This window comes from Amycolatopsis camponoti, assembly GCF_902497555.1.
Lineage (GTDB): Bacteria > Actinomycetota > Actinomycetes > Mycobacteriales > Pseudonocardiaceae > Amycolatopsis > Amycolatopsis camponoti.
Genome location: NZ_CABVGP010000002.1, coordinates 2,586,123 through 2,612,860, shown reverse-complemented (window position 1 = coordinate 2,612,860; position 26,738 = coordinate 2,586,123). Strand labels below are relative to the sequence as shown.

The window sequence follows — 26,738 nt, the reverse complement described above, 5'->3', positions numbered from 1 at the left end:
AGGCCCAATCCCGTTCAGGCGGCATCCAGCGCGGGAAGACGAGCCATCAGCAGCTCGTACCCCACGGCCTCCTGCGGGATCCGCGTACCGGCCGTCAGCACGTCCTGGGCTTGCCCGGCCAAGGGCCCCAGCCAGCCCGCGACCTGTACGGCGACGCGCTCGGCCACCGGCTCAGCAGGACGTCGGTAAGACGTCGCGAACAGGAGGTCGTAGAGCGGGTACGCGGGCTCGACCGCCGGAAGCCCCGCACGCTGGGAGTTGAGACTCGCGGTGGCCGGGATCTGCAGACCTTTGAGATCGACGTCGCCGAAATACACGATCCGGTCCGGCTGCGGAGACAGGAGCGGGACGGACAAGACCGCCGAGGGGAACTGGCTGCCGGTCCCGTAGCCGACGTGCCGAGCCGGGCCGCCGGCGGCAGCGCTGAGCCGCGTGGCTTCGAGCAGCGACGTGTAGGTGTGGTGGTTCTCCGCGATCAGCAGCGCGGTACCGCGCGGGTCCGGGGCCCCCGCCACCCACTGCGAGACGAAGGGAATAGGCACCTCGTGACAGCGCAGGAGGTCCAACGTCAACGCGCCCGAGGCGAACAAGCGCGTCGACTTCAGGCGGTCCAGCCGCTTCTCGTCGCCGAACAGTTCCAACGAACGTTCGCGGACCGGCACACTCGGGCGCGACGCACCTTTGTCGCGCAGGAAAACTGCGGCGATCTCAAGGACCCCGATCTCGTCGTCGCGGGCGGCGATGCGTCCCGCGGCCTCGAGCGCCGCCGGCCAGACTCGAACGTCCCGCGGCGCACGACCGGGACGCGGGCGAGGCGGGAGACGTACCCATTTCGGCAGCGCAGGCTCCTCCCGCGTGTCGAAATGCCGACGTGCCACGGGGAACGCCACCTGACCGGCCGCTACCAGCTCGTCCAGCGCCGCGCGAATCTCGCTTCGGGCGGTCGGCGTCGTGGCCAGGCTTCGGTCGAAGGCGACCGCGGCCGCGTAGAGGTCAACCAACTCCACTCGCTGCACCGGCGACGCCGCGACGTGCTCGGCGAGCCGCTCGGCCAACGCGTTCACGAGTCGTCGTCCTCGCGCAGGACTCGGACGCTGGTGATGCCGTCGTCATCCGCGGTGTCTTGCTGATCTAACACCACGTAGCGCCGGTTGCGAAGCGAGCCGGGCGCGTTGCGCATGCGCAGCACGTTGGGGAACTGGCCCACCGCACCGAGATCCTCCACGCCGGTCGTGTACACGAGCTGGACACCGTGCGCCGCCGCGACGTCCCGCTGCAGGCGCAGCAGGGCAACGTGGCTAGCCGTGCCGAGCGGGTTGTCGAGCACGAGAGTCCCGCCGATGGCCGCCCGTCCACGTCCGCGGTTCACGGCCCGCAGCCGCGCGAGCGTGCAGTAGAGCGCCACGCACACGGTCAGCTTCTCACCGCCGGAGAACTTGCCGAGGTGGGTGACGTCGACCGGTTCGACCGCGAGATCGCTGTTGGGCTTGAGCACCTTGACCGTGAACCCACGCGGCGCGACCGCTTCGTGCACGCACTTCTTGAGAACCGCGAGCCCCTCCGGTTTCGTCTTCTTGTCCGCGACGATCCGGTCGACAACCGCGTCGATCCGGGCATGCAGGTCCTCGTCCCCGGCCGGACGCAGGAAGCTGATCCGCAGAAAATGCTCGTTCGCCCACCGCCCCAGCGTGCCGGGTAGTTTCGAGTGCCGATGCGCGGACTCGAGGGTCGCGAGCACGTCCTTCACCAGGCCCGCGATCTCCCCGACCACGAGCCGCTGATCACGCCCGATTTCGGCGAGCTGGCCGTCGATCGTCCGGTACCGCACCCGCATTTCTTGCGCGCGGGCTTCGGCGCGGTCCGCAAGCACGTCCGCGTCGTCCCCCGTGAGACGGTCGCGGATCGCGCCGGGCACCTCGGCGAACCGGGCCTCAGCGGCGATCCTGCGGACCTCGGCGATCGACCTGGTGACACGGTCGGCGGTCTCCTCGGCCTCCTTATTCGCCGACTGGAGCCGACTGAGCAGCGACTCGAGTTCGGCTTCCGGCTCGTCCCCGGCATAGGCCGGGACGTCTCCGGGCACCTCGACCGGAGTGGCGGCGCCAGCGAGCCTTTTGGCTTGCTGAGCGAACACCTGGGCCGCCGTGTCGGCTTCGGACGCGAGTTTGCCCGCGTCCTCGGCCTCGCGGTTGAGCCGGGTCACCTCGCTGCTCATTTCGGTCGCCCGCTCGGCTTCCGCCGCCGCTCGTTCCCGGGCCTCCGCCTCGGTCGCGGGCTCGTCGTCGAGCGGGGCGTGCCGCAGCCGATCACGCGGAGTGCGCTGCTTGACCTCTTCCGATGCCTGGTTGAGTTCGGTCTTCGCCTCGCTGAGCTTCTGTTGTGCCTCGTTGGCCACTTCGCGTGAGCGTTTCCGCGCTGCTGCTCGCCGGTCCACGTCCTGACCGTCGCCGGTCGCGAGCAGCTGCTGAGCGAGCTCGCGCGCGGATTCCGGGTACTCGGCCAGCGCCCGGTCCGCCCGTTTGCTTCGCTCGAGGTGTGCGGTGAGACGCTCGGCCAGCACGGATTGGGAAGCCACGGTCTGCCATTGCAAGTCCAGCTCGGCGAACCGGCTGCTCAGCCACGACAACAGATCGCCGTCGCCGGTCACGACGGCCACCCGATCGCCGTCGAGCAGGGTGACCTGGGTGGAATCCCGTTCGTACCGCTTCCAGTTCGCCTGGTGCTGCGAGGCCAGCGAACGAGCGGCTCGCTCCGTCTCCTGCAATTCCGACACCCGGCTTGCGGCCTCATCGGCGATGCCGGTGCAGACCTCGACCTCCTTGTCGAGCTGCGCGATCGCCAGCTGGATCCCCGGCCGTTCGGCGGTCCGCTTCGCCAGCGCGTTCAGCCGCTCGATCCGCTGTGCCAGCGCGTTCAGCTCGTCGCTCAAGCCGGCTTCGGTTACCGCGTCCTCGGTTTCCTGCTCGTCCAGCTCATCGATCTGCGCCCGGACGACTTGATCGTCGTCGGTCAGGCCCGAGATCGCCTCGTCACACTCTTCGACGGCCTTCTCCAGCGCATCGAGGTGCCCCGCCGGGCAGTCTTCGAGCAGCGACTCCAGCGTCGCCAGCAGCGCCCTGTCCGCCTTCGCCTGTTCCTGCAGCTCCGAGATCCGCCGGTCCTGGTCGCGCCTACGCTCTTCACGGTCCGCTCGCGCGTGTTCCGCCGCATCGCGGTCATAGAGCGCGGGTTCGCTGGGGAACACCAGGTGTGCCGGCGGCGCCGCGGCCACCGCCCGTTCGAACTGCGTAGCTGTGGATACCGCGACGTGCGCGACCGTATACCACGGCTTGGAGGCAAGAGCACGGCGGGCGTTCTCCGCGTCGCCGTCGGCGACGACCACACCAGCGGCGAGTTCCGCGACGCGAGGATTCTCTAGCACCGATGCGCGCTCGGCTTCGGTGACCAGGTCACGGAGGGTCTGCCAGCCCGGTGTCGCCGGTACCTCGGCCGCCACGAGCACCTCCGCAGCCCGTTCGGCGTCGCGCGTGGTGGGCAGGAAGTCGTTGGCCTGGAGCCCGTCCAGTGCCCGGTTGTCCTCGGCGGCGTCCACGCGGGTGGCCACGACGGCCGACTCGGCGGCCGACGCCTCCCGGGTCAGCGCCGCCCGCAGGTCCGCGGCCTCGGCCCACAGGTCGAGCCGGGTCCCGTCGGCCAGCTGGGTCAGCTCGGCGAGACGGACGTCCGTCGCGAGTGCGTCGACCCTGGCCGCGAGCTTGCGCCGGTCGCCATTGAGGCGATCACGTTCGGCGGTCTTGGCTGCGCGATCGGTCGCCAGCTTCCGGCTCTGCGCTTCCAGTGCGGCGCGAACCGCGGGCCGGGCCTCACGGCGCTGCCGCACCTGGCCGAGCAGATCCTCCTTCTCCCGACGGTTCTGCTTCGTCTCGGCTAGGACGATCGCGGGATCGGCCTCGTCATCCGGAAGGTCGCCGAGCCGGACAGCGGCGACCACCTCGTCGTGGATTTCGATCAGCCGACCACGAGCGTTCTCGGCGCGCACACTCGCTTCGGTCGCCAATTTCCGGTTCTGCCGCTCGCGAAAACCTTCCGTCCCCGCTTCCGCTTGCGCCTCCCGCGCCGCCGTGTCCGCCATCGTTTCGGCTTCGTGCTCCTCCTCAGAGAGCTGCGCGTAACGGGCCTTGAGCGTCGCCGCGGCGTCGTCGCGGGCTTCCCGCAGCGGAGCCGTCTCCCGATCCTCCTGGGCGATCTGCTGCCGCACGTCTTCCGCGTGAAGGTGAGCTTCGACCCGATCGGCGAGGTGCCCCACCGCTTGCCAAGCGAGGTCCTCGTCGTTGGCTTCGTCCGCGGTGGTGGTCGCCCTTGCCCACTCAGCCTTCGCGGTCTTCTTCCGGTGGTTCGCCGCGACCCGGTACAGCTCGCTCGCGATGTCGTTGACCCGGCTGCGCTCCCGATCCAGCGCGCGAGCGCTGTCACCCAGTCGCTTCGCTTCTTCTTCCATCCACTTCCGGTCGTCCTCCCGCGCCGAAGCCGCGGTGCGAAACGCTCCGGCGAGCCGGGCCGCGGACGAGCGTGCTCCCGTGGCCGCCTCGGCCGCCGCCTTCGCCAGCATGTGCCGTTCGGCGAGCCGCTCCAGCCTGCCTTCCAGCTCCCCGCAGAATTCCCGGTCGACGAGCAGGCCGGGCTTGCGCGCGAGCACGTCGACGACCTTCCGCAGGTTGTTCGCGACGAGGTCGGGCTGCGTGCTGTCAACTGTCAGATCGATCAGGAAGTCGATGAACTTGTCTGTGGTCGCGAATTCGAACAGCCCGGCGACGCCGCCCTCGGAATGGTTCATCTGCTTCTGGTAGGCGAACACCGCCGGGTCGAGGTTCCGCGCGGTCAGCGCGTCCGTCCACTCACCACGCTGGCGTGTGATTACGAACCTGAACTGCTGGGGATTGGCCGCCGCGATCTCCTTGAGCACGTTCACGAACTCGGCCATCGTCCGCGTCCGGCCGGATTCGTCGCGCACCGGCAGGCCGGGCAGGTCCAGTACACCCGGGACGGCGAAGAAGCTGTAGTACCAGCCCTTGAGCTTCTCGCGGTCGCGATCCGGGTCGGCGGGCTTTCGCCGTTCGTCCCATTCGTAGACGGCGCCGGTGACCAGTCGGGCCGGCCGGCTGGCGTCGCCGCCGGGCTGGGCCACCCATTCCGCCACTGTATGGCTCGTGTCGCCGGAAGACACGTAGTCCTCGAGGTGACGCTTGACCGTCTTGCCCATGAAGTCTTTGCGCAGCGGGAGCAACAGCGCGAAGAAAAGCGACAGCAGGCTCGACTTCCCGCCGCCGTTGCGCAGCCAGAGAATCGAGTCGACTGGTGCTCGCTCGCCCGCCGTCGAGACGTCCAGCGTCAGATCCGTGAAGCGGGCGGCACGGTCCCCGACGTTTGCGAGGCGGAAGGACGAAAGCTGGTAGGTCACGTCCCCACCACCGGAGTGTGGTCGCCTCGGCGCCTCGCGGCCAACAGCTCGTAGGTCGCGTTGCCCGCCAGCTCACCGACCTGGATGCGGAAGCGTTCGAGGAGCTGGAAAGTCTCGGGGCCGCGGTTCGGCGCCAGCCGCGCAAGGCCTTGGTCGACCATCCAGTTCAGGACGTTCGCGACCCAATAAGTGGAGGACGCGGCCGAGCGACGTCCCTGTCCCTTCCCCCTATCAGCCTTGTAGCCGGGAGACAGTCGGTCATACGTCCGCCATGCTTCTTCGAACGACACATCTTCCAGCATTTGGGGTTCCGGTGCGCGCTTAAGCCGATCGCACGCGTCGCGGACGAACCGTTCGATCTCGTCGACCGACACCCACCGGACGCGGTCGTCGTCGAAGTCGGCCGGGGCCGGGAACACGTAAGCCGCGATGGCCGCGCTGATCAGCCCGACCAGCAGTCGGTGGGGCACCGTGCCCACGTTGGGCAGATCCGTGAGCCGGTACGCGAACACCGATTCACGGCGCGCGCCCAGCACCAGTCCTAGCTTGCCGGCGGACAGCACCTGCAGGTCCAGTCCGTCGAGGACGCTGGTCACCGCGTTGTGGAATTCCGCGTCCTCGCGGTAGCGGCCGAGCAGCGTCCGGTAGTCGGAATCGGCGCCAGGCCGCTGCTTCGGGCGGAGCGCGCAGCCGATGAGTATGCCGACGTCCGAAAAATCCTGCTGGCCGAGCGTCATGACACCTCCTGAACGGAAGTCGCTGCCCAGCGGGCGAGTGTTTCTTCGTCTTCGGCCACGATCAGGTCGTCTCCCGACCAGCCGGGTAGGTCGATCAGGCTGCCGTCGGCGTCGACCACTGCGGCCGGGCCGAGAATGTGGGCGGCGGTGTCCACTGCGGTGGAGAAGTCTTCCGCGGTCTCCGGGGCGTAGGTCCAGAGCGCCGCGAGCACGACGAGCCGCTCGACAGCACCTCGATCGAGTTCGCCGGGCAGGTCGGCGGCTTGGACGGCAAGCAGCAACGCCGACAGTCGGGCGGGCAGCGGGACGGAGTCGACTACGGCCGTAGCGGCCGCCAGGATCTCGGGCGAGACCGCGGGCGGGTCCGGGTCGCCAAGTTCTTCGTCGAGCGGTGGTTCGTCGATCCGGGGTTCTCGCCGCGGCGCGAGCAGGTCGTCGACCAGGTCGGCGAACCGCACGATACGGGGCACCTGTGGCCCCGCGACGAACACGGCGAACGCCTCGGCCGGTTCCGCCGCGTCTTCGGCGGCCATGGTCAACAGCGGCAGGAACACACCGTCGGCGATGTCCGGGTTCCGCAGCCCTCCGATCGGCCGGAAGGACTGGCGAAGCTGTTCGTCGAGGAAGATCGTCCGCGCGCCGACCAGCCTGCCATGCAGTTCGGTGTGCCGGCGACGGCATTCTTCGAGCAGACCCGCGATCCGGGCGGCCGCCGCGGTGACGGCGGGATCTGCCTCTGCCGTGTCGAGGGCGCTCCGTACGTGGTCGAGCAGCCTGCTCTCGGCGCCGAGCCGCTCCTCGAGGTGCACCCGGTTGCGCTCGAACTGCGCCGGGACGTCCTGGGCCCAGCGGTCGAGGACCGTACGGATGTCGCGCACGGTGTCGGTCAGGAGCGCGCGCAGTTCGTCGCTGTAGCGCACCGACAGCAGCCGCGACCGCTCCGCGGCCTTCTCCGCCTGGCCGAACGCGCCTCGCTTGAGCTGCCGATCGAGCATGAGCTCGACTGCGGCCTGCTCGTCTTCGACGTCAAATTCCAAACCCCCGACCAGCGCGTTGATCGCGTCCGCGGACGCCCGGAGCACGTTCACGCCCCGCTGCTGGTCTTCGTGCTCGCTCAACAGCCGGAACTCCACAGCAATCGCCCGGTGGTGCACGGATCCGTCAGGTTCGAGCGAGAAGTCCGAGACCTGGTAGGCGAACGGGGCCTCGCGTTCCCGGCGGTTCAGCAGCGCATCGATGACGTACCGTGCGACCGCTTCGTGTACCTCGGAGGGCTGCTCGGGACATGCGCTCGCCGCCAGCCTCGCCAGGCCGCTGACAGCCTCGTCGTAGGTCACTTCCTCATCGAAACCCTGCCGGGAGATCACCGTGTCGATGGCGGCGAGCGCAAGGGTGACGACGTCGTAGTCGTGGGTGCCCCAGGACTGCCGGCTCGCATTGTCAGCCGCGTCCGCGACCGGCCGGGCTCGCAGGAGTGCCCGCACCCGCCCGCCAAAGGCCTCGTCGAACACGGCGCGGCCCACGGTCCGCGGAGCACTCATCTTGTGCCACCCCCTCGGTGCGTGGATGCCCGGAAGATCGGCTACGAGCGCGTCACCGTTACGCCGCCGGCACCTATCAGCCGACGTCGAGTCGCGAAGCCGCAAGCTCGATGCCCGCGGCGTTCCCTACCGGTCGAGAACGCCTCCCGCAACGCCTCGTCGTGCTCAAGGGTTCGTTCTCGACGTTGTCTGCTGATCTCCTCTCGCGCAGCGGTGTCATCGCGAGCTGCCGGAGGCCGCCCACGTCCCCCGGCCCGACCGGTCGCCCGTAGCAGGTCCGGCACGACTACGGTGGGCCCGTCCCGCCACGCCGGAACGCGGGGAAGGTCGTCATCGTCTGCCTCGTCGTAAAGCTTGCGCCACGAGTGGTCGCCCACCGCGGCCGAAAAGACTGCCGGGCCCAACCGGGGGTCGAGACAGGCACGAGCCAACACCAGGGCTCGAGCGCGCCCGGTCGCGGTCGACGAGGACGCGTGCAAGCGACGCAGGTTGGCGTGCATGCCGGGCAGCGCGCGCACTAGCCGCAGGGCGAACCTCACCGCGCGCCCGGTGTCGGGATCACACCAAACTAGAAGGCCGTCCCAGTCGCCTCGGCGACCACCTCGGGATGCCGTCAGTGCTCCTCGCTCAATCAATGTCTGGGCCTCGGACTCCGTAACGGCGGTCTCCTCGAGCGATTCGAACCTTGGCTGCAGTGAGACCAACGCACGGTGCGCTCGTGCCGAACCGGTCTCGAGTTCGGCGGCCACGTGCGTCGCGTACTCGACGAGGAGCTGCTTGAGCTCGCCGGTCGTGTCATCGGCGAGATCGAACCGGTCGGCGAGCGTGGCGAGAGTGTCTTCGGCGCCGACGAGCGCGGCATCGAGGTCGTCGTGGCTGGTGAACAGCCTCCCGATGTGCTCAGCGACGTCTGCACCGGCCGGAGCACCGGTCGAGAAGGCCTGAGCAATGAAGTCCAACGCAGCGACCACCCGCGCCAAGCTGGAGAGGGGGATCTCGCGCATCGTCGGCGTGCCGGCCAGTACTGTCGAATAGAATCCCGGAGCTGAGCCAGTCGCCTGCCATCCTCCTCGGCAGTGTTGTGCCGTGGAGTTGCTTGCATCATGGCAAGTCGCGAAGCCAGCTTTCTGCAAGTATCTCGACGATGACGAGACCCGTGTCCTGGTCACCAGGAACTCAACGAGCTGCTCGCGGTCGAGGGCTACCAGGTCATCTACCGATCCGGACGGCCCGCGCTCATTACCCAGACCCCGACGATGAACCGGCCCGCGATGAAGGCTCCCGTGCAGCTCACCGTCAGCCTCGCCGACATGGTCAGCGATGCCGTGTTCGGCGAGCAGCTCAAATCCCGGCTCAACGAAGCCCAGGCATGCTGGCATGGCGGGGCACCGACTGCTGCGATCATCATGCTCGGCAGCCTCCTGGAGGGAGTGCTCTACGACGTCGCGCTGAGCCAGCACCGCAACGGTCCTGCCCCCACCGACCACCTGGAGAGCCTGATCAACCTCGCCCAGGAAAAGGGCTGGCTGCCCAAGGATGTCGTCGACTATGCCCACGTGCTGCGCAACCACCGCAACCTCGTCCACCCCAAGAAGCAGTTCACCGAGGGCTACTCGCCGAAAGACAGCACCGTCCGGATCGCCTGGAACGTCGTCGTCGCCACCATCAACGACCTTGCCGCACTCAAGAACCCGGCAGCTGGAGCAACCGACAACCCCGACAGCACTCAAGACCAGTAGGCCTGCACCGCCTCAACGCGCGCCGGGAGGCCCGACATGCACTGCGGCTACTGCTGCTTCGAACTCCGCAAAAACAAAAACGGCACGGTCCCCAAGCACTACTCGGGTAAGACCAAATTCCTTGAGTGGACGCAGAAAGCGTGCCCGGGATCGGGTACCACCGAATACACAACCACAGCTCCCGGGCACAAGTGCCGCCGGACGCGTTCGGGAAACCCGTGCCCCAGCTGCGGCAAGAAACTCCGCCTGAAACAGGACGGACGTTTTCCCGCGCACAACAACACGAACGGATCCGAATGCGGAGTCTCAGCAGCCGACAGGTAGTCACGCAGTGCCGTGCTGTTCTTCGAGCTGGGCAACCGAGTACGCCGACCCGGCGGACCGGCGGTCATCGTCGTGCGGTACCTCCACCAAGCCCTGGCCTACGCGACTGCCACCGAATTATCTCAAGCGACCCATCCACGCCGACGGTCCTCCGAGCGGCAGCATCCACAACCTGCCCCGCGCACGGCACGCGAATCCATGTATAGCACCTCAGCCTCGCTTCGAGCCCTCACGAGGTACTCGAGCAGATCGACCGACTTGCTCATCACGTCAAGCACGGCGTCACCCATCCCGCTATCACGGGTTGATCCCAAACTTGACCCAATCCGCCCAATGGGGAGGCGACCCTCGTTGACCCGCTGAGATCAGCGCTGACATTGCCGACAACCTGATTCTCCGACCGCTGGCCGCCTCGAAAGGGGTAGATCTCTGGTCAGAGAATCTCGCGTCGCGGACTCTGATGACCATGGCAAACAACGTCATAGCTGCACAACTCACGATGTGGCGTCGTGGACGCCCCGACTGATCCCTGGGCTGAGCTCGACGCCTTATGGGGAAGTACGCCCGCCTCAGCTACCGAGACGAACGTGCAATCGTTCGCCTTCTACGGCAGATGCTCGACCGAGGACCAACAAGACCCAGCCACATCCCGTAGCTGGCAGTTGCGCAACGCGTGCCGATTCATAGCGCCGCTTGGCGGCCAGGTCGTCGAAGAGTACTTCGACGTCGGCCAGTCCCGCTCCGTTCCCTGGCACCGCCGACCGGAGGCCGGTCGCCTCCTGGACGGGCTCAAGCCCACGACGCGCCGGTGGACGGCGGTCGTCGGCGGCGAAGGCACCAGGTGCTGGTTCGGCAACCAATTCTCCCTCACTGCACCCCGCATGGCCGCCTACAACGTCGAACTCTGGGTCACCGAACTCGGCGGCCCCTACCAACCCCGTACCCCCCCCCACACCATGCTGATGAGCCTCCTCGGCGGCATCAGCGAATCCGAACGCCAACACGTCCAAGCCCGCGTACGCGCCTCCATGGACGCCCAAGTCATCAACGAAGGCCGCCACGAAGGCGGACGCCCACCCTACGGCTACATCGTCATCGATGGCGGACCACACCCCCACCCGCGCAAAGCCGCCGACGGCCTCCAGCTGCGGGTTCTCCACATCGACGACGAAGCAGCCACCGTCGTCCGCCGCATCTTCACCGAGTATCTCCGCAGCCTCGGCGACCACGCCATCGCCACCGGACTCAACCGCGACCGCATCCCCTGCCCCTCCGCACGCCACCCCGAACAGAACACACACCGCCGCGGCGACCGCTGGCTCGGAAGGACCATCAGATCGATCCTCGAGAACCCGCGCTACACCGGCTACGCGGTCTTCGGCCGCTGGACCAAAACCGAAGTCCTCCTCGACCCCGACGACGTCTCCGCCGGACACACCGTCCGATTCCGACGAGCGTCACCCGACCGAGTCGTCCGGTCCCGACTGCCAGCACACCCTGCGATCGTCACCGTTCAGCAATTCACCCAAGTTCAACTGCGCCGTCGCGCAAAGACCCTCGCCGGACGCAGCAGAGCCGAACGTCACGGCCGCCGCACCCGTCACGAGTACCTATTCCAGGGCCTTATCCGATGCGCCACCTGCGATCGGAAGATGGAAAGCTCAACAACTGGCCGGCACCACTACTACCGCTGCGTGCAACGTGGCACATCCAGGCGCGCGACCCACCCGCACTCGGTCTCGGTCAGAGAAGATCGCGTCCACAAAGTTGTCAGCGCGTGGCTAGCCGAGCTGGACGCCGAGAGTGCACCAAGTGGTCGAGAAATTGACCATATCGATCCGGCCTCCGCACAGAGAACCGATCTTGCAGAGATTTATCGCGATCTCCAGCTTGTGGTTGCATATGATCACCGGACCGCGACGTTGGCAATGTCGCTCAAACTGGTCGGTGTCGACGCACAACTGCGCAACCGCCTGGCGCTGTGAACGTCGCGAGACGGGGCGACATGCCTCACTCGTACGCGACCCTCTGATCGGGGTGCGCGCGGTGTCACCCGTTTCGCCCGGTGCCGGCGCGCGGCGAACTTCGCCCATCGCCGTATCATGGAGTGCTGCCTCAAAATGCTTCACTCCTCAGATCCGGGTCAGGTTGCGGCTATTCGGGAAGAGGGACAAGCCATGTCGTCGAGGTGGGGGTCCGGTTCGCGGCATCACTTGATCGTGGTGGCCGACGTCGAGGGATTCGGGGACCCGGTCAGGACAGGCCCACATCTGCAGGCGGTGCGGGCCGGGCTCGACGCGGTTATGCGCGCGGCGTTCGCCGCCGCCGGAGTCGAGTGGGAGGACTGCTACCGGGAGATGCGTGGGGATGCCGTTGTCGCGCTCACTCCAACCAACATGGACAAGACAACATTCGTGGAAACTGCATTGCCGGCCCTCGTGACGCGACTACGGGTGCACAACGACACCCATCCCGGCCCGCAGCTACTCCGACTGCGGGTCGCACTGCACGCCGGCGAGGTCAGCTACGACTCCCACGGCATCTCTTCCGCCGCGCTGATCCGAACTTTCCGGCTATGCGACGCCCCGCCGCTGAAGGCTGCGCTGGCCGGGTCGCCGGGTTTACTGGCCGTGATCGCCTCGGACGGGCTGTTTGACGACGTCATCCGCCATACCCCTGCCGCCGCTCCCGCGACGTGGCGGCCGGTCCCAGTCGCGGTAAAAGAAGCCGACACCACCGGCTGGATCACCTTGCCCGACCAGCCCTATTCTCCCGTCCCCGCACTGGCAGGCAGCGGAGGGAGAGGCGTCGGACATCCGCGCCCTGACTCGAAATCGGGCCAGGACGGAGTGGTTCCGCGCCAACTACCTGCGGCGGTGCGAGACTTTACCGGCCGCGACGCGCACTTGGCCGCCCTGGACGCCCTGGTCCCACCCGAATCTGATCAGCACGACCTCGACAAGCCGAGAGCTAGGTCGGTGGTGATCACTGCCGTTGACGGTGCTGGTGGGATCGGCAAGACGAGCCTCGCGCTGCACTGGGCCCACCTCAACCAGCACCGGTTCCGTGACGGCACGCTGCACGTGAACCTGCGCGGCTACGACCCCTCCACCCAGACCACTGCAGGTGAGGCGCTCAGTGGATTCCTGCGTGCTTTCGGCATCGCACCTCGTGCCATACCCATCGCAGCGGACGACCGGTCAGCAATGCTGCGATCACTGCTAGCAGGCAAAAGAGTGCTGATGGTGCTAGACAACGCGCACAGCGCGGAACAGATCAGGCCTCTGCTGCCCGGCACTCCCGGCTGCATGGTCTTGGTGACCAGCCGCGACAGCCTCACCGGGTTGGTCGTCACCGACGCCGCCCACCGCCTCACCCTTGACCTGCTCGACGAGCCCGAAGCACTCAACCTAGTCATCAGCATCGTGGGCACCGAATGCGCGGCCGCCGAACCCGACGCCGTCGCCGAACTAGTCCGGCTGTGCGCGCGACTGCCGCTGGCGTTACGGATCGCGGCCACCCGCGCCGCTACACACCGCCATCGAAGCGTGGCCGACGTGGTCACCGACTTAGCAGATGAGGGCACCCGCCTCGATGTCCTAAGTGAGACGGGCGACGAACGCACGGCTATCCGCGCCGTTTTCGACTGGTCCTACCAGCAGCTCCCGCCAGATCACGCGCAACTATTCCGCCGTCTTGGCTTGCACCCCGGGCCCGACCTGACGCTGCCCGCTGCCGCCGCACTTGCCGAACAGTCCCCAGTCGAGACTCGCCCACTGCTCACCACGCTCACGAGCGCACACCTGATCGAACCCACCGCGGGCGGGCGGTACCGGTTCCACGACCTGCTCCGCGCCTACGCCTCCGACCAAGCCCACCACTACGACACTCCCGAACAGCGCCACCAGGCCCTCGAGTCCGGGCTAAGCTGGTACACAAGGACCGCTCGCAGTGCCGACCAGCGCCTCTACCCCTACTTGCAGCTCAGGACGGTTGTGACCGAACCTGGCCACGCGCACCCCATCCCCGGTACCGACGAGGCGTGGGCCTGGCTCACGGGCGAACGAGCCAACATCCTGGCCGTCCTCCAACTCGCCGCTGACCACCAACTCGACCACCACGCCATCTCCCTCGCTGGCGCCTGCCGCTTCCTCAACTCCGCCGGCAGCCCGCAGGAAGCAATCGACGCCTTCAGCCTCGGAATTACGGCTGCGCGCCGAGCCGGAAAGCGCGTCCAAGAAGCGATGCTTCTTATTTGGCGGGGAGCCTCGGCGTCTTCACTAAGCGACTGGGTCCAGGCTCAGGACGACCTCGATGTCGCGGTAGCGTTGGCCGAGCAACTCGACGACGACACGCTTCGAGCATTGATTCTCAACGATCGTGGGTGGCTGGCCTTGCGGCGGGGCCAGTTCGACGAGGCGGTGCAGTGGTTCACCGTGGCGCTACCGCTGAGCCGGGGCTTCGACACCGTACGCTGGGAAGCAGTCGTTGAAGGCAACCTCAGCGCCGCCCACACCAGTCTTGGCCACTACCAGCTCGCCCTCGAGCACGGCGAGAGAAGCCTCCGCCTGCGACGACAGGCAGAGGACCAGGCTGGTGAAGCATCGGCGTTCACGCAGCTGGCGCGCGCGTGGCAAGGCCTGGGCGACCCCGAGAAAGCGATCCAGCTGTGCCGGGACGCGCTCGCTCGTGGTCACAGCACACCTCTCTACCATCACGAGACCATTGCCGAGCCGCTGGTCGTCCTCGCCAGTTGCCTGCATCAACTTGGCCGTACAGACGACGCTGTCGTCCGCTGGCAAGAAGCCGCGACTATCTACGAAAACACTGGCTTTGCTCACTATGCTGCCGAAGTCCGTCAGCACCTCCATGATGCGCAACCACACCCTGAACCACCAAGCGAGGCGTAGACCTGTTGGCCGACCCCGGGGCAGGCGAACGCTTGCTCCGGCTGACGCGATGGCTCGTCGGCGGCCCGCGTGACTCAAGCAGCCCGGGCGAGGTCGCGGAAGTGTTGCGGCTGGCCGGGTTCCTGCAGCTGGCGATCTCGCTGCTGGCCCGCCTTTTCGCCCGGAACCAGTCCTGGACGCTGGCCGACCTGGCCGCCGGGAGCAGCGCGAGCCTGCTGTCCCTGGCTGCAGAGCACGTAAGCGTCGCCGCCGCGTTCGAAGTCTCCTACCGGCACCTGGACCCCAACGGTCAGCGGATGTTCCGCCTGCTGGGCCTGCACCCCGGAACCACCACCGACGGCTACGCGGCTTCGGCCCTGGCCGGAACCAGCCTGACCGAGGCCGCAGGACAGCTCGATGGACTCCACGGAGAGGGGCTGCTGATTGACACCGGCCACCGCCGATATGGCATGCATGACCTGCTGCGCCGCTACGCCCGCGACTGCTCCGCCGCCGGTCCTGCCAAGGAATCCCGGCGGGCGCTGAAGCGGCTGATGGATTACTACCAGTACGCCGCTGCCCGTGCCGGGGCCCGCCTGGCCCGCCAGACGCAACCCGGCCCCGTGCCCGCGGCCCCGGAGGGGCTGGCCGCCGCACCGGGATCTGGATGACGTCAATCAGGCGCTGGCGTGGGCACGCGCCGACCGTGCCAGCCTGCTCGCCTGCGTCGACCACGCCACCACCACTGCTCAGTCTGCCCGGGTCGTAGCGTTGTCCCGTGCCCTGGCAGAGCTCTTGCGACGCGACGGCCCCTGGGCCGACGCCATCACCCGTCACACCGGCGCAGCGCAGGCCGCACAGCAGGTCGGCGACCGGCTCGGCGAGGCCAACGCCCTCCACGAGCTCGGGAATGTGCGACGGCTGACGGGTGACTACCTGGGCGCGGCCAAGGCGCTGGAGCGCGGCCTAAGCATCCATCGCGACCTGGGCGACCGGCGCGGCCAGGCCAACAGTCTTAATAGCAAGGCAGCGCTGCACCGGGTCAGCGGTGACCTGGCGCGGGCTGAGGGGGCAATCAGCAGGCCCTGGAATTGGCTCGTGCTGTCGCCAGCTTGTTGGACGAGGCTAATGCGCTCGCTGGCTTAGGCCAATGCGCTCTGGTCGCCGGCTACGCCGCCCGAGCGGAGGCATTGCTGCGACAGGCACTCAGGGTATTCCAACAGATCGGTGCGGGCGAGGCCTGAGACCTGCTCGCCGACCTTGACGACCTCACCGGTCAAGGTCCGCAGGGCAAGCCATAACCAACAAGGGCGACCGGTTAGCCGCCTACCTGTGGGCTAGCCTGGTGATCGAGCAGGGGCGCGTCGCAGATGCCATCCCGGTGCTGCGCCCCCACGCCCGCCCCGTTCCGCATCGTTGTGCGCCGGCTCGCCGGGTACCCCCAGCCCGCCGTTACACGCCGGCCGGACCTCGTCCGCGGGATCGTCATGCTCGACTCCACGATCCGCAACCCGCTCGGCGGGCACCCGCTCGTCGTCGGTGCGGCCCGCTCGCTCTCGGCGACCGCCTCGGTTCAGGCGGTGCCCGCGTTCGAGATCGCCGACCAAGGTCACTGCGAAGTCGGCCAGCTTGACGTAGAGGCCCTGCCGCGCCATCAGGATGCCCTTGGCCTCCCCGATCGCCCGCCGCAAGTCGGCGCGTTCGCCGCCGTGCGCGCCTCGGACACGCCGGCGCGAGGGCCTGCTCGGCGGTCAGCGGTACGACGTCGACGTCGTCGGTCAGGTGTCCTCGCGTCCTCGGACCGGGTACCGCAGGGTGTGGCTGGGCGGCAGGCCGTAGGCGTGCCGGTAGTCGGCGGCGAACCGGCCCGGGTTGGAGAATCCCCACCGGTACGCCACCGCGCGGGGTCTACTGTGTCCGGTCATGGACTTGGCCGCGCTCATAGTGGCGATCGCATCTGGAATCATCGCGCTCGGCAGCGCTGGCTACACGCGGATGGCTGCGCGCGCCAACAGGCGCTCGGCCGACGCCGACGAGATCACCGCCGCGTTGGAGGGCGACCGTCGGCACGCCGAACTCACCCCCCGGCTCAGGGTTCGGTGCGCCCCGGCCAACGCCGGCTCCGAAGACTTCAAGCTCACCGTGGAACTACTCGGTCCGCCCGAGCTCGGCGGGCTGGATAGCCTGGAGGTGACCATCCGCAATGACAACCCGTGGCGCGGCCAGGGCACTCCCCTCGCGGGCGGCCCTTCGCCGGAGGCCGTCGCCGCGCACCTGTGGAGCCCGCTGCGGTTCAAGTCTGGCACCGGTCCCGGCGCCGATCCCGTGAACGGCGTGCCAGGCGCCGATCCCACCGGTCGCACCACGCCGACCAGTGGGTTCCCCGTCGGTGAGGCGCTGCCGTTCTTCCTCGAGCCGACCACGCCGCCGGTCTGGTCGGAGGGCCAGTCCAGCCAGGACTGGCGACGCGAACGCGGCACAGTTTTGCGGTTGAGCTTCCTGTGCGGCAAGGACGGCACGGAGTGGACGCTGGTCGGCGAGATCGACACCCAGACCGACAACGCGGTGATCATCCCCGAACGACACTGACCACGCGGTCGAAAAGACGCTGCTCCGACCTCTAGATGACGCGTTGACTGCGCTGATCGGATGAACCGCTCGGAGCGCGCCGTCATGACCCAACGGCCGCGACATCCGTCCAGCGTGATCCCACCGCACCCGCCCCCGCCTCAGGTGGCCGCGCCACCTGAGGCGGGGGCGACCTGCTGGCGCAGTGGATGAACGGCAAGAAGCTGGCAACCACCACCTCCACCCGCCCCGACCATGGCAGTGGCTTGCGGTTCGCCTTCTACGGCCGCACCTCGACCACCCGCCACCAAGACCGCGCGTCGTCACAAGGGTGGCAACGCGACATGGCCGATGAGTTGGTCGCGGGCCACGGCCAGGTCGTCGCCGCTTACTTCGACGCCGGCACCTCACGCCGCGTCCCATGGCACCAACGACCGCAGGCGGCGCGGCTCATGACCGAGACCTCGAGTCCGGAGTCCGCGATCGATGCGATCGTGATCGGCGAATACGAACGCGCCTTCACCGGCACCCAGTTCGCCACCCTCTACACCTGGTGCACCCGGCACGGCATCCAGCTCTGGCTGCCCGAAACCGGGGCCCGGTCGATCTCGGCAACTCCGATCATCGGGCGCTGATGTCGCTGCTGGCCACCCAGTCGCAGCGCGAAGTGCTCCGCGCCCGCCACCGGGTGCTGGCGGCGATGCACAACCAAGCCACCCAGCAGGGCCGCTACCTCGGCGGCCGCCCACCCTACGGCTACCGTCTCGTCGACGCCGGCCCGCACCCCAACCCCGCCGACGCCCGCTGGGGCCGACGGCTGCAACGCCTCGCTCCCGATCCCCAAACCGCGCCGCACGTGAGCTGGATGTTCCGGCAACGTCTCGCTGGGCACAGCGTCGCCAGCATCGCCCGGCATCTCAACGAACGCGGTGTCCCCTGCCCGTCCATTGCTGACCCGGACCGCAACCGGCACCGCACCCGCGGAGCCTGGACGCTGCGCACAGTCGCCGTGATCCTGGCGAACCCCCGCTACACCGGCCGACAGACCTGGAACCGCCGCACCACTGACACCAGAGGCCCAGCCGCAACGCCGGCCCTGTCAGCGAAGGCCGCCCATCCGGCGCTCGTCACCGAACAGGACTTCATCGCCGCGCAGCAGATCCGAGCGGCGCGACCGGCCAGTGACGGCCGGGCTCGCCGGTTCGCCTTGGCCGGCCTGATTCACTGCGGTGTCTGCGACCGGCGGCTGGACTCGCACTGGAACCATGGACGCCCGACCTACCGCTGCCGCCACGGCCACACCAGCACCCAACGCGCGAGCCAAGAGCGACCGAAGACGCTCTACATCCGCGAAGACCGTCTCATCGATCAGATCAACATCAGACTTGGAGGCCAGATCAGCGACGGCTGCACCAGGCTCGAGCCTGACCGAACACGACACAGACACGTGGCAGCAACACTGCGCGACTCAGGAAAGATCATCGTCTACAACGGCACCGGATGGCGCCTGAAAGAGATCGATTCGAGCTAGGCCCCAAGCACCCCAGTTCCAAGATCGCGTTTCGCGATCCGTGGGGTAATACTGTGTCCGAGACCGAGTTGATCTATAACCCCACCCTGAAGTTCGCCACCGACCTGCAACTTGGGTGACTCGCCACCGCGCGGGAGATTTCCCATGTCTGTGCGCTGTTTCGCGGTCGCGCAGGCTCAGCGCCGGCCGGCTGTTCGACGACCGAGGGCAGCTCACCCAGCGGTGGACGGCACGAACCCCGGGAAGCTCTGCTCCCGTTTGCCCAGCCAGTGCGAAATGCGCGCCGGAGCGCGGACGTACGGATCGGGCACGCCCAGTTTGCGCGCGGCGTCCAGCGGCCAGTTCGGGTTGTAGAGCAACTCTCGGCCGAGCGCGACCAGGTCCGCCCGGCCGTGCTCGATGATGGACTGGGCTTGGGCGGCACGGACGATATGCCCCACGGCCATCGTCCTGCTCCCGGTCCTCTCGCGGATCTGGTGTGCGTAGGGCACCTGGTAGCCGTAGCCGGTTTTCGAGCCCGGGTACGGCAGCCCGGTGATTCCGCCGGAGCTGCAGTCGATGACGTCGACACCGTGGGTCCGCAACTCCCCGACCAGCTCGACGGTCTGGTCGATCGTCCACTCGACGTCGACGCACGAAAGGCGGACGAAAAGCGCCTTGGCGTCCGGCCAGACCGTCCGGATGCGGTCGACGATCTCCACGAGGAACCGGAACCGGTTCTCCGTCGACCCGCCGTAGTGGTCGGTGCGCCGGTTCGCCAGCGGCGAGAGGAAGCTGTGGATCAGGTAGCCGTGGGCCGCCTGCAGTTCGAGCACCTCGTACCCGGCTTCGTCCGCCCGTCGAGCGGCGTCCGCGAAAGCCGCCACGGTGTCTTCGATGTCGCGCAGCGTCATTTCGACCGGGGTCTCGGCGCCCTCGAGTCCCATGGGAACCGCGCTGGGTGCGAGCAGTGGCCAATCCGCGGACGGTGGTGGCGTACCGGGGATCCACGGCGCATTCCGGCGCCCTTTGCGGCCGGCGTGGATGAGCTGGATGCCCGGTACGGCACCGCCGGCTTTGACGACCTCCACGAGCTGCGCGTAGCGCGGAACCACGTCGTCCTCCCACAGACCGAGGTCGCCCACGGTGCCGCGGCCGCGCCGGTCCACCGTCGTGCCTTCCTGGATGACCAGCCCCGCGCCGCCTTCGGCGAGTCGTCCATAGTGGACGGTGTGCGTCGGCGTCGGGCGACCGTCCACTCCGGAGTACTGCCACATCGGCGACACGACCACCCGGTTCGGCAGGCGCACCCCGCGGATCTCGATCGGGCTGAACAGGGTCGGCGGCATCCCGCTGCTCCTTCACTCGGCGATTGACATGCGTCCACGGCACACTTACCGTCATGCTACTTGACGAAACGCCGTATCGCATAGTGGCACGAGGAGCAGGCATGGCGACGTACCGGGTGACGGACAGCCGAGAAGTCCACCGACCGGACGAGACGTCCATCCGGTACTCGCTCAGCGGACCGGACGAGGGCCCCACGGTCGTCTTCGTCCACGGCTGGGCGTGCGACCGGACGGACTTCGACGCGCTGACCCGGTTCTTGCCGGACGAGTTCCGCGTGCTCGCGGTCGACCTCGCCGAGCACGGCGAATCCCGCTCGGCGCGCGGCACTTGGACGATCGAGGAGTTCGCGCGCGACGTCGCCGCGGTCCTCGACGCCGAAGCGGTGACCGACGGCGTCGTCGCCGGGCACTCACTCGGGGGCGCGGTGGCGGTCGAGACCGGCCGGCTGCGTCCCGAGCGGGTCCGGCACATCGTCGCGCTCGACGCCCTGCACTACCTCTTCCTCTTCGGCGCCATGGACGAAGAGGAAGCGGCGGGCTTGCTGCAACCGCTGCGGGACGACTTCGCCGGGCTGGTCCGCTCGATGGTCGAGGCCGGTTCACCCCCGGGCACCGACCCCGCGCTCAAGGACGCGCACTTCGCCAAGATGGCCGCGGTGCGGCAGCCGGCGGGAACCCGGGCGTTCGAAGGCCTGGTCGCCTGGGACATGGACGCGGCGCTCGCCGCCGCGCGGCAGCCAATCACCGTGTTCGGCGTGCGCGACCTGGTCACCCCGGAAGCCCTCGACCGGCTGGCGGGCCGGGCCGACGTGGTGCTCGTCGACCTCGGCAGTCACCACTTCCCGGTGGAGTCACCGGAGGGGACGGCCGCGCTCATCGCCGACGTCGTGCACGCGCGGGCCGTCACGGGGACGCCAGCAGGCGGCTGATCTCGTCCGCGGCCGCGACGACCTTCTTCGCCAGCTGCTTCTCTCGCGCGGGCTCGTACCGCATTTCCGGGATGCTCAGCGTGACCGCCGCAATGGGTCGTCCGGCCGCGTTGGTGACCGCCGCGCCGAGGGAAGCGACGTGCGGGCGGTACCACGACGACATGTTGGCGGCGTAGCCGCGCGCGGCGGTCCGCGCGATCTCCTCGCGCAGCTCGTCGGGACCGAGCAGCGGCGCGCCCTCGAACTCCCGGGGCTCGGTCCGCAGGAGTTCGCCGACCTCGCCGGGGTCGAGGCGGGCGAGGATCGCGACGCCGCCCGAGCTCGCCCCGAGCGGCACCCGGGTGCCGATCTCCATGAACACGCGGACGAGCTGCGAGCTGTCCTCGCGCGCGACGATCAGGTACTCGTCGCCGTCGCGCAGGCCGAGGAGGACCGTCTCGCCGGTCTCGGCGGCCAGCCCCTTGATGACGGGCGTCGCCACTTCACGCAGGTCCTGCTCACCCGCGCTGCGCAGACCCAGCACGAGCGCCTTCATCGTGACGCCCCACCGCGCGTGCTCCCGATCCACGATCCGGAGCCAGCGGGCCTGTTCGAGGGTGACCAGGCAGCGCTGGACCGAACTCTTGGGGATACCCGTCACCCGGGCCAGTTCCGAGACGCCGATCGGTTGGCGCACTGCGACTTCTTCGAAGACGCGAAGCGTGCTCAGCACGCTGTTCATCGAACGGATGCTGCTGTTCGGCTTGTCCGGTTCGCCGCCGTCACCTGGGGTGCTCATGAGGCCACGACCGTACCACTGGACGCACTGCCGTACCTCATCCCGGCACAGCGACTTCTTTACAACGTCGACAGCATCGGTCTACTCTGCGGCACAGCGTGCCGCCATATGGAACGGAGTTCACATGGATCTGACTGTCGTGGGCGATGTCGTGATCTCGGGGTGGCCACGCCACCCCGGCGGCACGGACCCCGGCGCATCGGCGTTCGGGCTGCTGCGCGGCGGCGACCTGACGATCGGCAACCTCGAAGTCGCCTTCACCGGACGGGGGCAGCGCGCGGAGAAGCTGGTCGCCATGCGGGCCCCGACGTCGGGCGCCGCCGAGTTGGCCGACCTGGGGTTCGACCTGGTGTCCCTGGCGATGAACCACGCGCTGGACTACGGCGCCGACGGGATGCGCGACACCGTCCGCGCGCTGGACACCGCGGGAGTCGGCCACGCCGGCTTCGGCGAGACGCACGCCGAAGCGACGCGCGCCCGCGTCGTCTCGGCCGGCGACGAAAGCCTGGCGTTCTTCAGCTTCTGCTGCGCGCTACCGCGGGGCTTCGACGCGACCGCGGACCGCGCGGGCATCGGCGCCATCCGGGTGCGTCAGTCCTTCGAATACGACAGCGGCTTCCTGGACGAGACGCCGGGCACGCCGCCGTTCGTCCATTCCAGCGCCCACGAGCCGGACGTGTGCACGGCCGAAGCCCTGGTCCGGGAGGCGAAGCGGCACAACGACTTCGTCGTCGTGGCACTGCACTGGGGCGTTCCGCACTGCTATCTGCCCGCCGCGCAGGGACCGCTGGCCCAGTACCAGCAGCCCCTCGCCCGGCGGTTGATCGACGCCGGCGTCGACCTGGTCATCGGGCACCACCCGCACTGCCTGCACCCCGTGGAGTTCTACCGGGACGGGCTGATCCTGTACTCGACCGGCAACTTCGTCTTCGACTGGTGCGACGGCTGGAACGCCGAAGCGATGGTGCCGAAGGAAGCCGCCCACCCGTCGGCCCCCTATCAGCCCGCCCTGGTGCGCGGCCCCTGGTTCGAGAGCGCCGTGTTCCGCGTCGGGTTGGGCGGCCCCGGCGGGCCCACCCTCCGCCTCGACCCGGTCGAACTCGACCCGGACAGCCAGCCGATCCTCCCCCGGCCGGACGTCGCCGCATCGATCCTCGCGCAGGTCGCCGAGACGTCCAGGGACCTGGACCCGGCGATCGTCGTGGACGACGACGGCACCGTCCGGCGCACTGCCACCGCCTAGCCGCCACCGACCAACCGAGGAGCGTCTCGATGTACAGCCCCGCCGCCAAACCCGACGACTACGAATCATTTCCCTACCTCCGACGCGGGGTCGACTTCCCCGCCGTCGAACTGTCAGATCCGGCCGCCCGCCGGAGCCGCTTCACCGCCGGTTCGGACGACGACCGGATCGACCACCTGCTCGCCGACAACGTCACCATCAGCTTCCACGACCATCCCCAGCTGCTCCCGGCCGACTTCGCGGACACGCCCGCCTTCCTGCGCGCCAAGCACGAATTCACCGCGTTCGCCGAGCTGCGCCGGGCCGGCCTGACCGCGGTCTTCGACAACTGGTTCGGCGTCATCGGCAGCACCCGCCGGACGGGCTGGAAGTGGGACGACCTGATCACGACGCTCGGCCTGCGGCTCGCGGATCTCGCCCACCAGGACGGCGTCGTCGTCGCCCGCACCGTCGGAGACATCCTCGGCGCCCAGCGCGACGGGAACGTCGCCTTCGTCATGGGCACCGAGTCCGCCGGCATGATCGAAAACGAGCTGGACCGCATCGACGTCCTCTACGGACTGGGCATCCGGCAGATGGGCCTGGTCTACGCGGAGGCCAACACGCTCGGCAGCGGTCAGAAGGAGCAGCGCGACGGCGGCCTGACCGTCTTCGGCAGGCGCGCCGTCGAGCGCATGAACGCCGTGGGCATGCTCATCGACGTCTCCCACGCGAGCGACCGGACGAGCCTGGACGCGATCGAGGCGTCGGCCAAGCCCGTCGCGATCACGCACGCCGGCGCGCGGGCGGTCTGGCCCATCGCCCGGATGAAACCGGACGAAGTCCTCAAGGCGTGCGCGGAACGCGGTGGTGTCCTGGGCATCGAGGCGGCGCCGCACACGACCGTGTCCTACGACCACCGGGCGCAGTCCATCGAGTCGGTGATGGACCACTTCACCCACGCCGTCGAGGTGATGGGCATCGAGCACGTCGCGTTCGGCCCGGACACGCTCTACGGCGACCACGCCGCCTTCCAGAAGGCCATCTCCGACGTGATCGGCTCGTCCACCGTGTTCGACGCGGGAGACCTCGAGTGGGAGCGGGTCAGCCACGTCGACGGGCTCGAAAACCCGACCGAGAACTTCCGCAACATCGCCGGCTGGCTCGTCGAGCACGGGTACCGCGACGAGGAGATCACCGCCGTGCTCGGCGGCAACATCCTGCGGCTGCTGGGAGAGGTGTGGCGATGACCGGCATCGAAAGCGCTTTCGCAAGGCACCTCGACGACGTTTTGGCCCTGTCGCACGCCATCAACGCCGACCCGGAGCTCGCCTTCGAGGAGCACCGGACCTCGGCCGCCATCACCGACGTCCTGGTTCGGCACGGATTCGCCGTCGAGAAGCCGGTGGCCGACCTGCCCACGGCGTTCGTGGCCTCGGTGGGGTCCGGTGAGCTGGTGTTCGGCATCTGCGCCGAGATGGACGCGCTCCCCGGCATCGGCCACGGCTGCGGGCACAACACCATCGCCGCGGCGGCCGTGGGCGCGGCCCTGGCCTTGGCGCCGTTCGCCGACGAGCTGGGACTGACGCTCAAGGTCTTCGGCACGCCGGCGGAGGAACGCGGAACCGGCAAGGAGATCATGGTCAACCGCGGTGTCTTCACCGGGACGCACGCGGCCATGATGGTGCACCCGTCGCTGAAGGACGTCGTCAGTCCTCAGTTCCGGGCTTCGCGGTCGTGGCGGATCGAGTACACCGGCCGGGGCGGCCACGCGTCGCGCCCGTGGAACGCGCTGAACGCCGCCGACGCAGTCGTGGTCGCGCAGACCGCCATCGGACTCCTGCGGCAGCAACTGCGCGACGGGGTCCGGGTCCACTGCGTCGTGCCGGAGGCCGGGTCGGCGGTGAACGTCATCCCCGACCGGGTCGTGGCCGAGTGCATGATCCGCTGCGACACCATCGCCGAAGTCGACGAGGTGTGGGCGCGGGTCCGCCGGTGCTTCGAAGCCGGCGGGCTCGCGGCCGGGACCACCGTGGACTTCACCACCCAGCCGTCGCTGTACCGCGAGTTCCGGCACGATCCGGACCTGGCCGCGCTGTTCGAGACCCACGCGAAGTCCCTGGGCCGCACGTTCCCGGACTACCCGGACAAGCTCTTCGGCTCGACCGACATGGGCAACGTCTCGCAGGTGATCCCCGCGCTGCACCCCATGCTGTCGTTCGACCTCCCGGAGGAGGACGGGAACCACACCGCCGCCTTCGCGGCCGCTGCCGGTGGCGCGGAAGGCGACCGGTTCGTGCGCGACGGCGGCCTGGCGATGGCGCTGACGATCGCGGACGTCGCTCGGTCCGCACCGATCCGGGCCCGGCTGATTGTCTCCGGGAACTGAAGGAGAACGACCATGGAACCCACTCGGATCGGCACGGCCCCGGCGGAACAGACCGGACGGGGCAACCGCCGGGCGCTCGTCGCCGGCAGCATCGGCAACGCCGTCGAGTTCATCGACTGGGCGGTGTACACGACGTTCTCGTCCGTCTTCGCGCACCACTTTTTCCCGCCGGGCAACGACAGCGCGGCCCTGCTGTCCACTTTGGCCGTCTTCGCCGTCGGTTTCGTCGTGCGGCCGATCGGCGCCGCGATCATGGGCGCCTACGCGGACCGGCACGGCCGCAAGAAGGGCCTGGTGCTCACGATCGGCCTGATGGCCGCGGCGACGTTCGTCATCGGGGTCTCGCCGTCCTACACCCAGGTCGGCCTCGCGGCGCCGATCATCCTGGTGATCGCACGCATGGCGCAGGGCTTCGCCGCCGGGGGTGAATTCGGCTCTGCGTCGGCCTTCCTCGTGGAATCCGCCGGCCCCGGCCGCCGCGCGTTCGCGGGCTCGTGGCAGCAGGTGTCGGTCGGTGTCGGCATCCTCATCGCCTCGGGCATGGGCGCGATCGTGACGTCGGCGCTGCCCCGGCAGGCGGTGGAGAGCTGGGGCTGGCGCCTGGCGTTCGTGGTCGCCTCGCTGTTCGGGCTCATCGGGCTCTGGCTGCGCCGCTCGGTGGAGGAGACGGCGTCGTTCCACCGCGCCCGCGGCGGCCGGAGCAACGTCCTCGTGACGATGCTCCGCGAGCACCCGAAGGCGGCCTTGCGCGTCTTCGGCCTGAACATCGCCGGCGTCGTGCTCTACAACATGTGGCTGACCTACCTGCCCACCTACGCGGCCGTGTCCACGCACATCCCGCTCAACCAGGCGCTGCTGGCCAACGTCATCGGGCTCGTCACGTTCGTGGTCCTGCTGCCGTTCGCCGGGATGCTGTCCGACCGGATCGGCCGCAAGCCCACCATGGTGGCGTTCGCCGGCGGGTTCCTGCTGCTCGCGTGGCCCGCGTTCCGGCTGCTGAACGGGGACTTCCGGCTGCTGCTCCTGGTCCAGGTCGCCGGGCTGGTTCTGCTGCTGGGCTATTCGGCCAACGTCGCGGCCGTCATGGCGGAGCAGTTCCCGCCGGAGGTCCGGGCGACCGGCATCGGCCTCCCCTACGCGTTGTCGGTCGCGGTGTTCGGCGGCACCGTCCCGTACCTCACGACGTGGCTGACCACCCACGGGCTCGGGACGTGGGTGTGGCTGTACTGCGCGATCGCCGCCGCGATCGGCCTGGTCGTCTACCTGACGATGCCCGAGACGAAGGACAAGGCCATCGACTGACGG

General features: G+C 68.7%; 21 protein-coding genes. 13 read left to right on the top strand and 8 right to left on the bottom strand.

The window, feature by feature from the left end; all coding sequences use genetic code 11:
* Window positions 1–14 precede the first annotated feature (14 nt).
* Genes AA23TX_RS32550 through AA23TX_RS32530 form a run of 5 tightly spaced genes read right to left on the bottom strand, consistent with a single transcriptional unit; the run spans window position 15 to window position 9,115 of the window.
* Window positions 15–1,064, bottom strand: a complete 1,050-nt coding sequence (locus AA23TX_RS32550; RefSeq protein ID WP_155546566.1) for a Wadjet anti-phage system protein JetD domain-containing protein — start codon at window positions 1,062–1,064, stop codon at window positions 15–17.
* Window positions 1,061–5,458, bottom strand: a complete 4,398-nt coding sequence (locus AA23TX_RS32545; RefSeq protein ID WP_155546565.1) for a coiled-coil domain-containing protein — start codon at window positions 5,456–5,458, stop codon at window positions 1,061–1,063. The genes AA23TX_RS32550 and AA23TX_RS32545 overlap by 4 nt, the downstream gene beginning before the upstream one ends.
* Complete coding sequence (locus tag AA23TX_RS32540; protein WP_155546564.1) at window positions 5,455–6,195, bottom strand: hypothetical protein; 741 nt, start codon at window positions 6,193–6,195, stop codon at window positions 5,455–5,457. Before AA23TX_RS32540 ends, AA23TX_RS32545 begins: the two co-directional genes overlap by 4 nt.
* Window positions 6,192–7,736 (bottom strand): hypothetical protein, encoded by a 1,545-nt coding sequence (locus AA23TX_RS32535; protein ID WP_155546563.1) that lies wholly within the window; start codon window positions 7,734–7,736, stop codon window positions 6,192–6,194. The genes AA23TX_RS32540 and AA23TX_RS32535 overlap by 4 nt, the downstream gene beginning before the upstream one ends.
* Window positions 7,737–7,777: 41 nt before the next feature.
* Window positions 7,778–9,115 carry a DUF2397 family protein gene (locus AA23TX_RS32530; RefSeq protein ID WP_155546562.1) on the bottom strand — a complete coding sequence of 446 codons (1,338 nt, stop codon included), beginning with the start codon at window positions 9,113–9,115 and terminating at the stop codon, window positions 7,778–7,780.
* On the opposite strand from AA23TX_RS32530, the gene AA23TX_RS32525 reads away from it, so the two are divergent.
* The 5 genes from AA23TX_RS32525 to AA23TX_RS50825 all read left to right on the top strand — a co-directional run bounded on the left by AA23TX_RS32525 (window position 9,020) and on the right by AA23TX_RS50825 (window position 15,834).
* Entirely contained in the window at window positions 9,020–9,475 is a 456-nt protein-coding gene (locus tag AA23TX_RS32525; RefSeq protein ID WP_196425732.1) for a DUF4145 domain-containing protein, read from the top strand. The two genes, AA23TX_RS32530 and AA23TX_RS32525, sit on opposite strands and share 96 nt — an antisense overlap.
* A gap of 911 nt (window positions 9,476–10,386) precedes the next feature.
* A complete protein-coding gene (locus tag AA23TX_RS32520) occupies window positions 10,387–11,784 on the top strand; it encodes a recombinase family protein (RefSeq protein ID WP_230862818.1) in 1,398 nt (465 codons plus the stop codon).
* A gap of 237 nt (window positions 11,785–12,021) precedes the next feature.
* Window positions 12,022–14,709 (top strand): ATP-binding protein, encoded by a 2,688-nt coding sequence (locus AA23TX_RS32515; RefSeq protein WP_230862817.1) that lies wholly within the window; start codon window positions 12,022–12,024, stop codon window positions 14,707–14,709.
* Window positions 14,710–14,810: 101 nt separating this feature from the next.
* The gene (locus AA23TX_RS32510; protein WP_155546558.1) at window positions 14,811–15,359 is read left to right on the top strand and encodes a hypothetical protein; all 549 of its coding nucleotides are present in this window, start codon (window positions 14,811–14,813) and stop codon (window positions 15,357–15,359) included.
* Complete coding sequence (locus AA23TX_RS50825; RefSeq protein ID WP_277875434.1) at window positions 15,271–15,834, top strand: tetratricopeptide repeat protein; 564 nt, start codon at window positions 15,271–15,273, stop codon at window positions 15,832–15,834. The genes AA23TX_RS32510 and AA23TX_RS50825 overlap by 89 nt, the downstream gene beginning before the upstream one ends.
* 632 nt (window positions 15,835–16,466) lie before the next feature.
* On the opposite strand, the gene AA23TX_RS32500 is transcribed toward AA23TX_RS50825, so the two are convergent.
* Window positions 16,467–16,586 carry a helix-turn-helix domain-containing protein gene (locus tag AA23TX_RS32500; RefSeq protein ID WP_241867108.1) on the bottom strand — a complete coding sequence of 40 codons (120 nt, stop codon included), beginning with the start codon at window positions 16,584–16,586 and terminating at the stop codon, window positions 16,467–16,469.
* 25 nt (window positions 16,587–16,611) lie between these two features.
* Here AA23TX_RS32500 and AA23TX_RS32495 point away from each other — a divergent pair, with 25 nt between their 5' ends.
* The 3 genes from AA23TX_RS32495 to AA23TX_RS32490 all read left to right on the top strand — a co-directional run bounded on the left by AA23TX_RS32495 (window position 16,612) and on the right by AA23TX_RS32490 (window position 18,787).
* Entirely contained in the window at window positions 16,612–17,277 is a 666-nt protein-coding gene (locus AA23TX_RS32495) for a hypothetical protein (RefSeq protein WP_155546556.1), read from the top strand.
* Between the two features lie 188 nt (window positions 17,278–17,465).
* On the top strand, window positions 17,466–17,891 hold the full coding sequence (locus AA23TX_RS50385) for a recombinase family protein (protein ID WP_230862816.1): 426 nt from the start codon (window positions 17,466–17,468) through the stop codon (window positions 17,889–17,891).
* Window positions 17,891–18,787 carry a recombinase family protein gene (locus AA23TX_RS32490; protein WP_230862815.1) on the top strand — a complete coding sequence of 299 codons (897 nt, stop codon included), beginning with the start codon at window positions 17,891–17,893 and terminating at the stop codon, window positions 18,785–18,787. The genes AA23TX_RS50385 and AA23TX_RS32490 overlap by 1 nt, the downstream gene beginning before the upstream one ends.
* A gap of 212 nt (window positions 18,788–18,999) precedes the next feature.
* On the opposite strand, the gene AA23TX_RS32485 is transcribed toward AA23TX_RS32490, so the two are convergent.
* Entirely contained in the window at window positions 19,000–20,115 is a 1,116-nt protein-coding gene (locus AA23TX_RS32485) for an NADH:flavin oxidoreductase/NADH oxidase (RefSeq protein ID WP_155546555.1), read from the bottom strand.
* A 101-nt stretch (window positions 20,116–20,216) separates the two neighbouring features.
* Here AA23TX_RS32485 and AA23TX_RS32480 point away from each other — a divergent pair, with 101 nt between their 5' ends.
* A complete protein-coding gene (locus AA23TX_RS32480; protein ID WP_155546554.1) occupies window positions 20,217–21,044 on the top strand; it encodes an alpha/beta fold hydrolase in 828 nt (275 codons plus the stop codon).
* On the opposite strand, the gene AA23TX_RS32475 is transcribed toward AA23TX_RS32480, so the two are convergent.
* Window positions 21,019–21,822, bottom strand: a complete 804-nt coding sequence (locus tag AA23TX_RS32475) for an IclR family transcriptional regulator (RefSeq protein ID WP_155546553.1) — start codon at window positions 21,820–21,822, stop codon at window positions 21,019–21,021. The genes AA23TX_RS32480 and AA23TX_RS32475 overlap by 26 nt on opposite strands.
* Window positions 21,823–21,946: 124 nt before the next feature.
* Here AA23TX_RS32475 and AA23TX_RS32470 point away from each other — a divergent pair, with 124 nt between their 5' ends.
* Genes AA23TX_RS32470 through AA23TX_RS32455 form a run of 4 tightly spaced genes read left to right on the top strand, consistent with a single transcriptional unit; the run spans window position 21,947 to window position 26,735 of the window.
* Window positions 21,947–23,065, top strand: a complete 1,119-nt coding sequence (locus AA23TX_RS32470) for a CapA family protein (protein WP_196425621.1) — start codon at window positions 21,947–21,949, stop codon at window positions 23,063–23,065.
* Between the two features lie 29 nt (window positions 23,066–23,094).
* Window positions 23,095–24,294, top strand: coding sequence for a dipeptidase (locus tag AA23TX_RS32465; RefSeq protein ID WP_155546551.1), 1,200 nt, complete (start codon window positions 23,095–23,097; stop codon window positions 24,292–24,294).
* The gene (locus AA23TX_RS32460) at window positions 24,291–25,433 is read left to right on the top strand and encodes a M20 family metallopeptidase (protein WP_155546550.1); all 1,143 of its coding nucleotides are present in this window, start codon (window positions 24,291–24,293) and stop codon (window positions 25,431–25,433) included. Before AA23TX_RS32465 ends, AA23TX_RS32460 begins: the two co-directional genes overlap by 4 nt.
* Window positions 25,434–25,445: 12 nt before the next feature.
* A complete protein-coding gene (locus AA23TX_RS32455; RefSeq protein WP_155546549.1) occupies window positions 25,446–26,735 on the top strand; it encodes an MFS transporter in 1,290 nt (429 codons plus the stop codon).
* The last annotated feature ends 3 nt before the right edge of the window (window positions 26,736–26,738 follow it).

Bases quoted from the DNA above. Each gene is read 5' to 3' on its own strand.
- AA23TX_RS32540 (WP_155546564.1), bottom strand. From the start codon at position 6,195: ATGACGCTCGGCCAGCAGGATTTTTCGGACGTCGGCATACTCATCGGC.
- AA23TX_RS32535 (WP_155546563.1), bottom strand. From the start codon at position 7,736: ATGAGTGCTCCGCGGACCGTGGGCCGCGCCGTGTTCGACGAGGCCTTT.
- AA23TX_RS32530 (WP_155546562.1), bottom strand. From the start codon at position 9,115: ATGCCAGCATGCCTGGGCTTCGTTGAGCCGGGATTTGAGCTGCTCGCC.
- AA23TX_RS32495 (WP_155546556.1), top strand. From the start codon at position 16,612: ATGGACTTGGCCGCGCTCATAGTGGCGATCGCATCTGGAATCATCGCG.
- AA23TX_RS50385 (WP_230862816.1), top strand. From the start codon at position 17,466: ATGAACGGCAAGAAGCTGGCAACCACCACCTCCACCCGCCCCGACCAT.
- AA23TX_RS32490 (WP_230862815.1), top strand. From the start codon at position 17,891: ATGTCGCTGCTGGCCACCCAGTCGCAGCGCGAAGTGCTCCGCGCCCGC.
- AA23TX_RS32485 (WP_155546555.1), bottom strand. From the start codon at position 20,115: ATGCCGCCGACCCTGTTCAGCCCGATCGAGATCCGCGGGGTGCGCCTG.
- AA23TX_RS32480 (WP_155546554.1), top strand. From the start codon at position 20,217: ATGGCGACGTACCGGGTGACGGACAGCCGAGAAGTCCACCGACCGGAC.
- AA23TX_RS32475 (WP_155546553.1), bottom strand. From the start codon at position 21,822: ATGAGCACCCCAGGTGACGGCGGCGAACCGGACAAGCCGAACAGCAGC.
- AA23TX_RS32470 (WP_196425621.1), top strand. From the start codon at position 21,947: ATGGATCTGACTGTCGTGGGCGATGTCGTGATCTCGGGGTGGCCACGC.
- AA23TX_RS32465 (WP_155546551.1), top strand. From the start codon at position 23,095: ATGTACAGCCCCGCCGCCAAACCCGACGACTACGAATCATTTCCCTAC.
- AA23TX_RS32460 (WP_155546550.1), top strand. From the start codon at position 24,291: ATGACCGGCATCGAAAGCGCTTTCGCAAGGCACCTCGACGACGTTTTG.
- AA23TX_RS32455 (WP_155546549.1), top strand. From the start codon at position 25,446: ATGGAACCCACTCGGATCGGCACGGCCCCGGCGGAACAGACCGGACGG.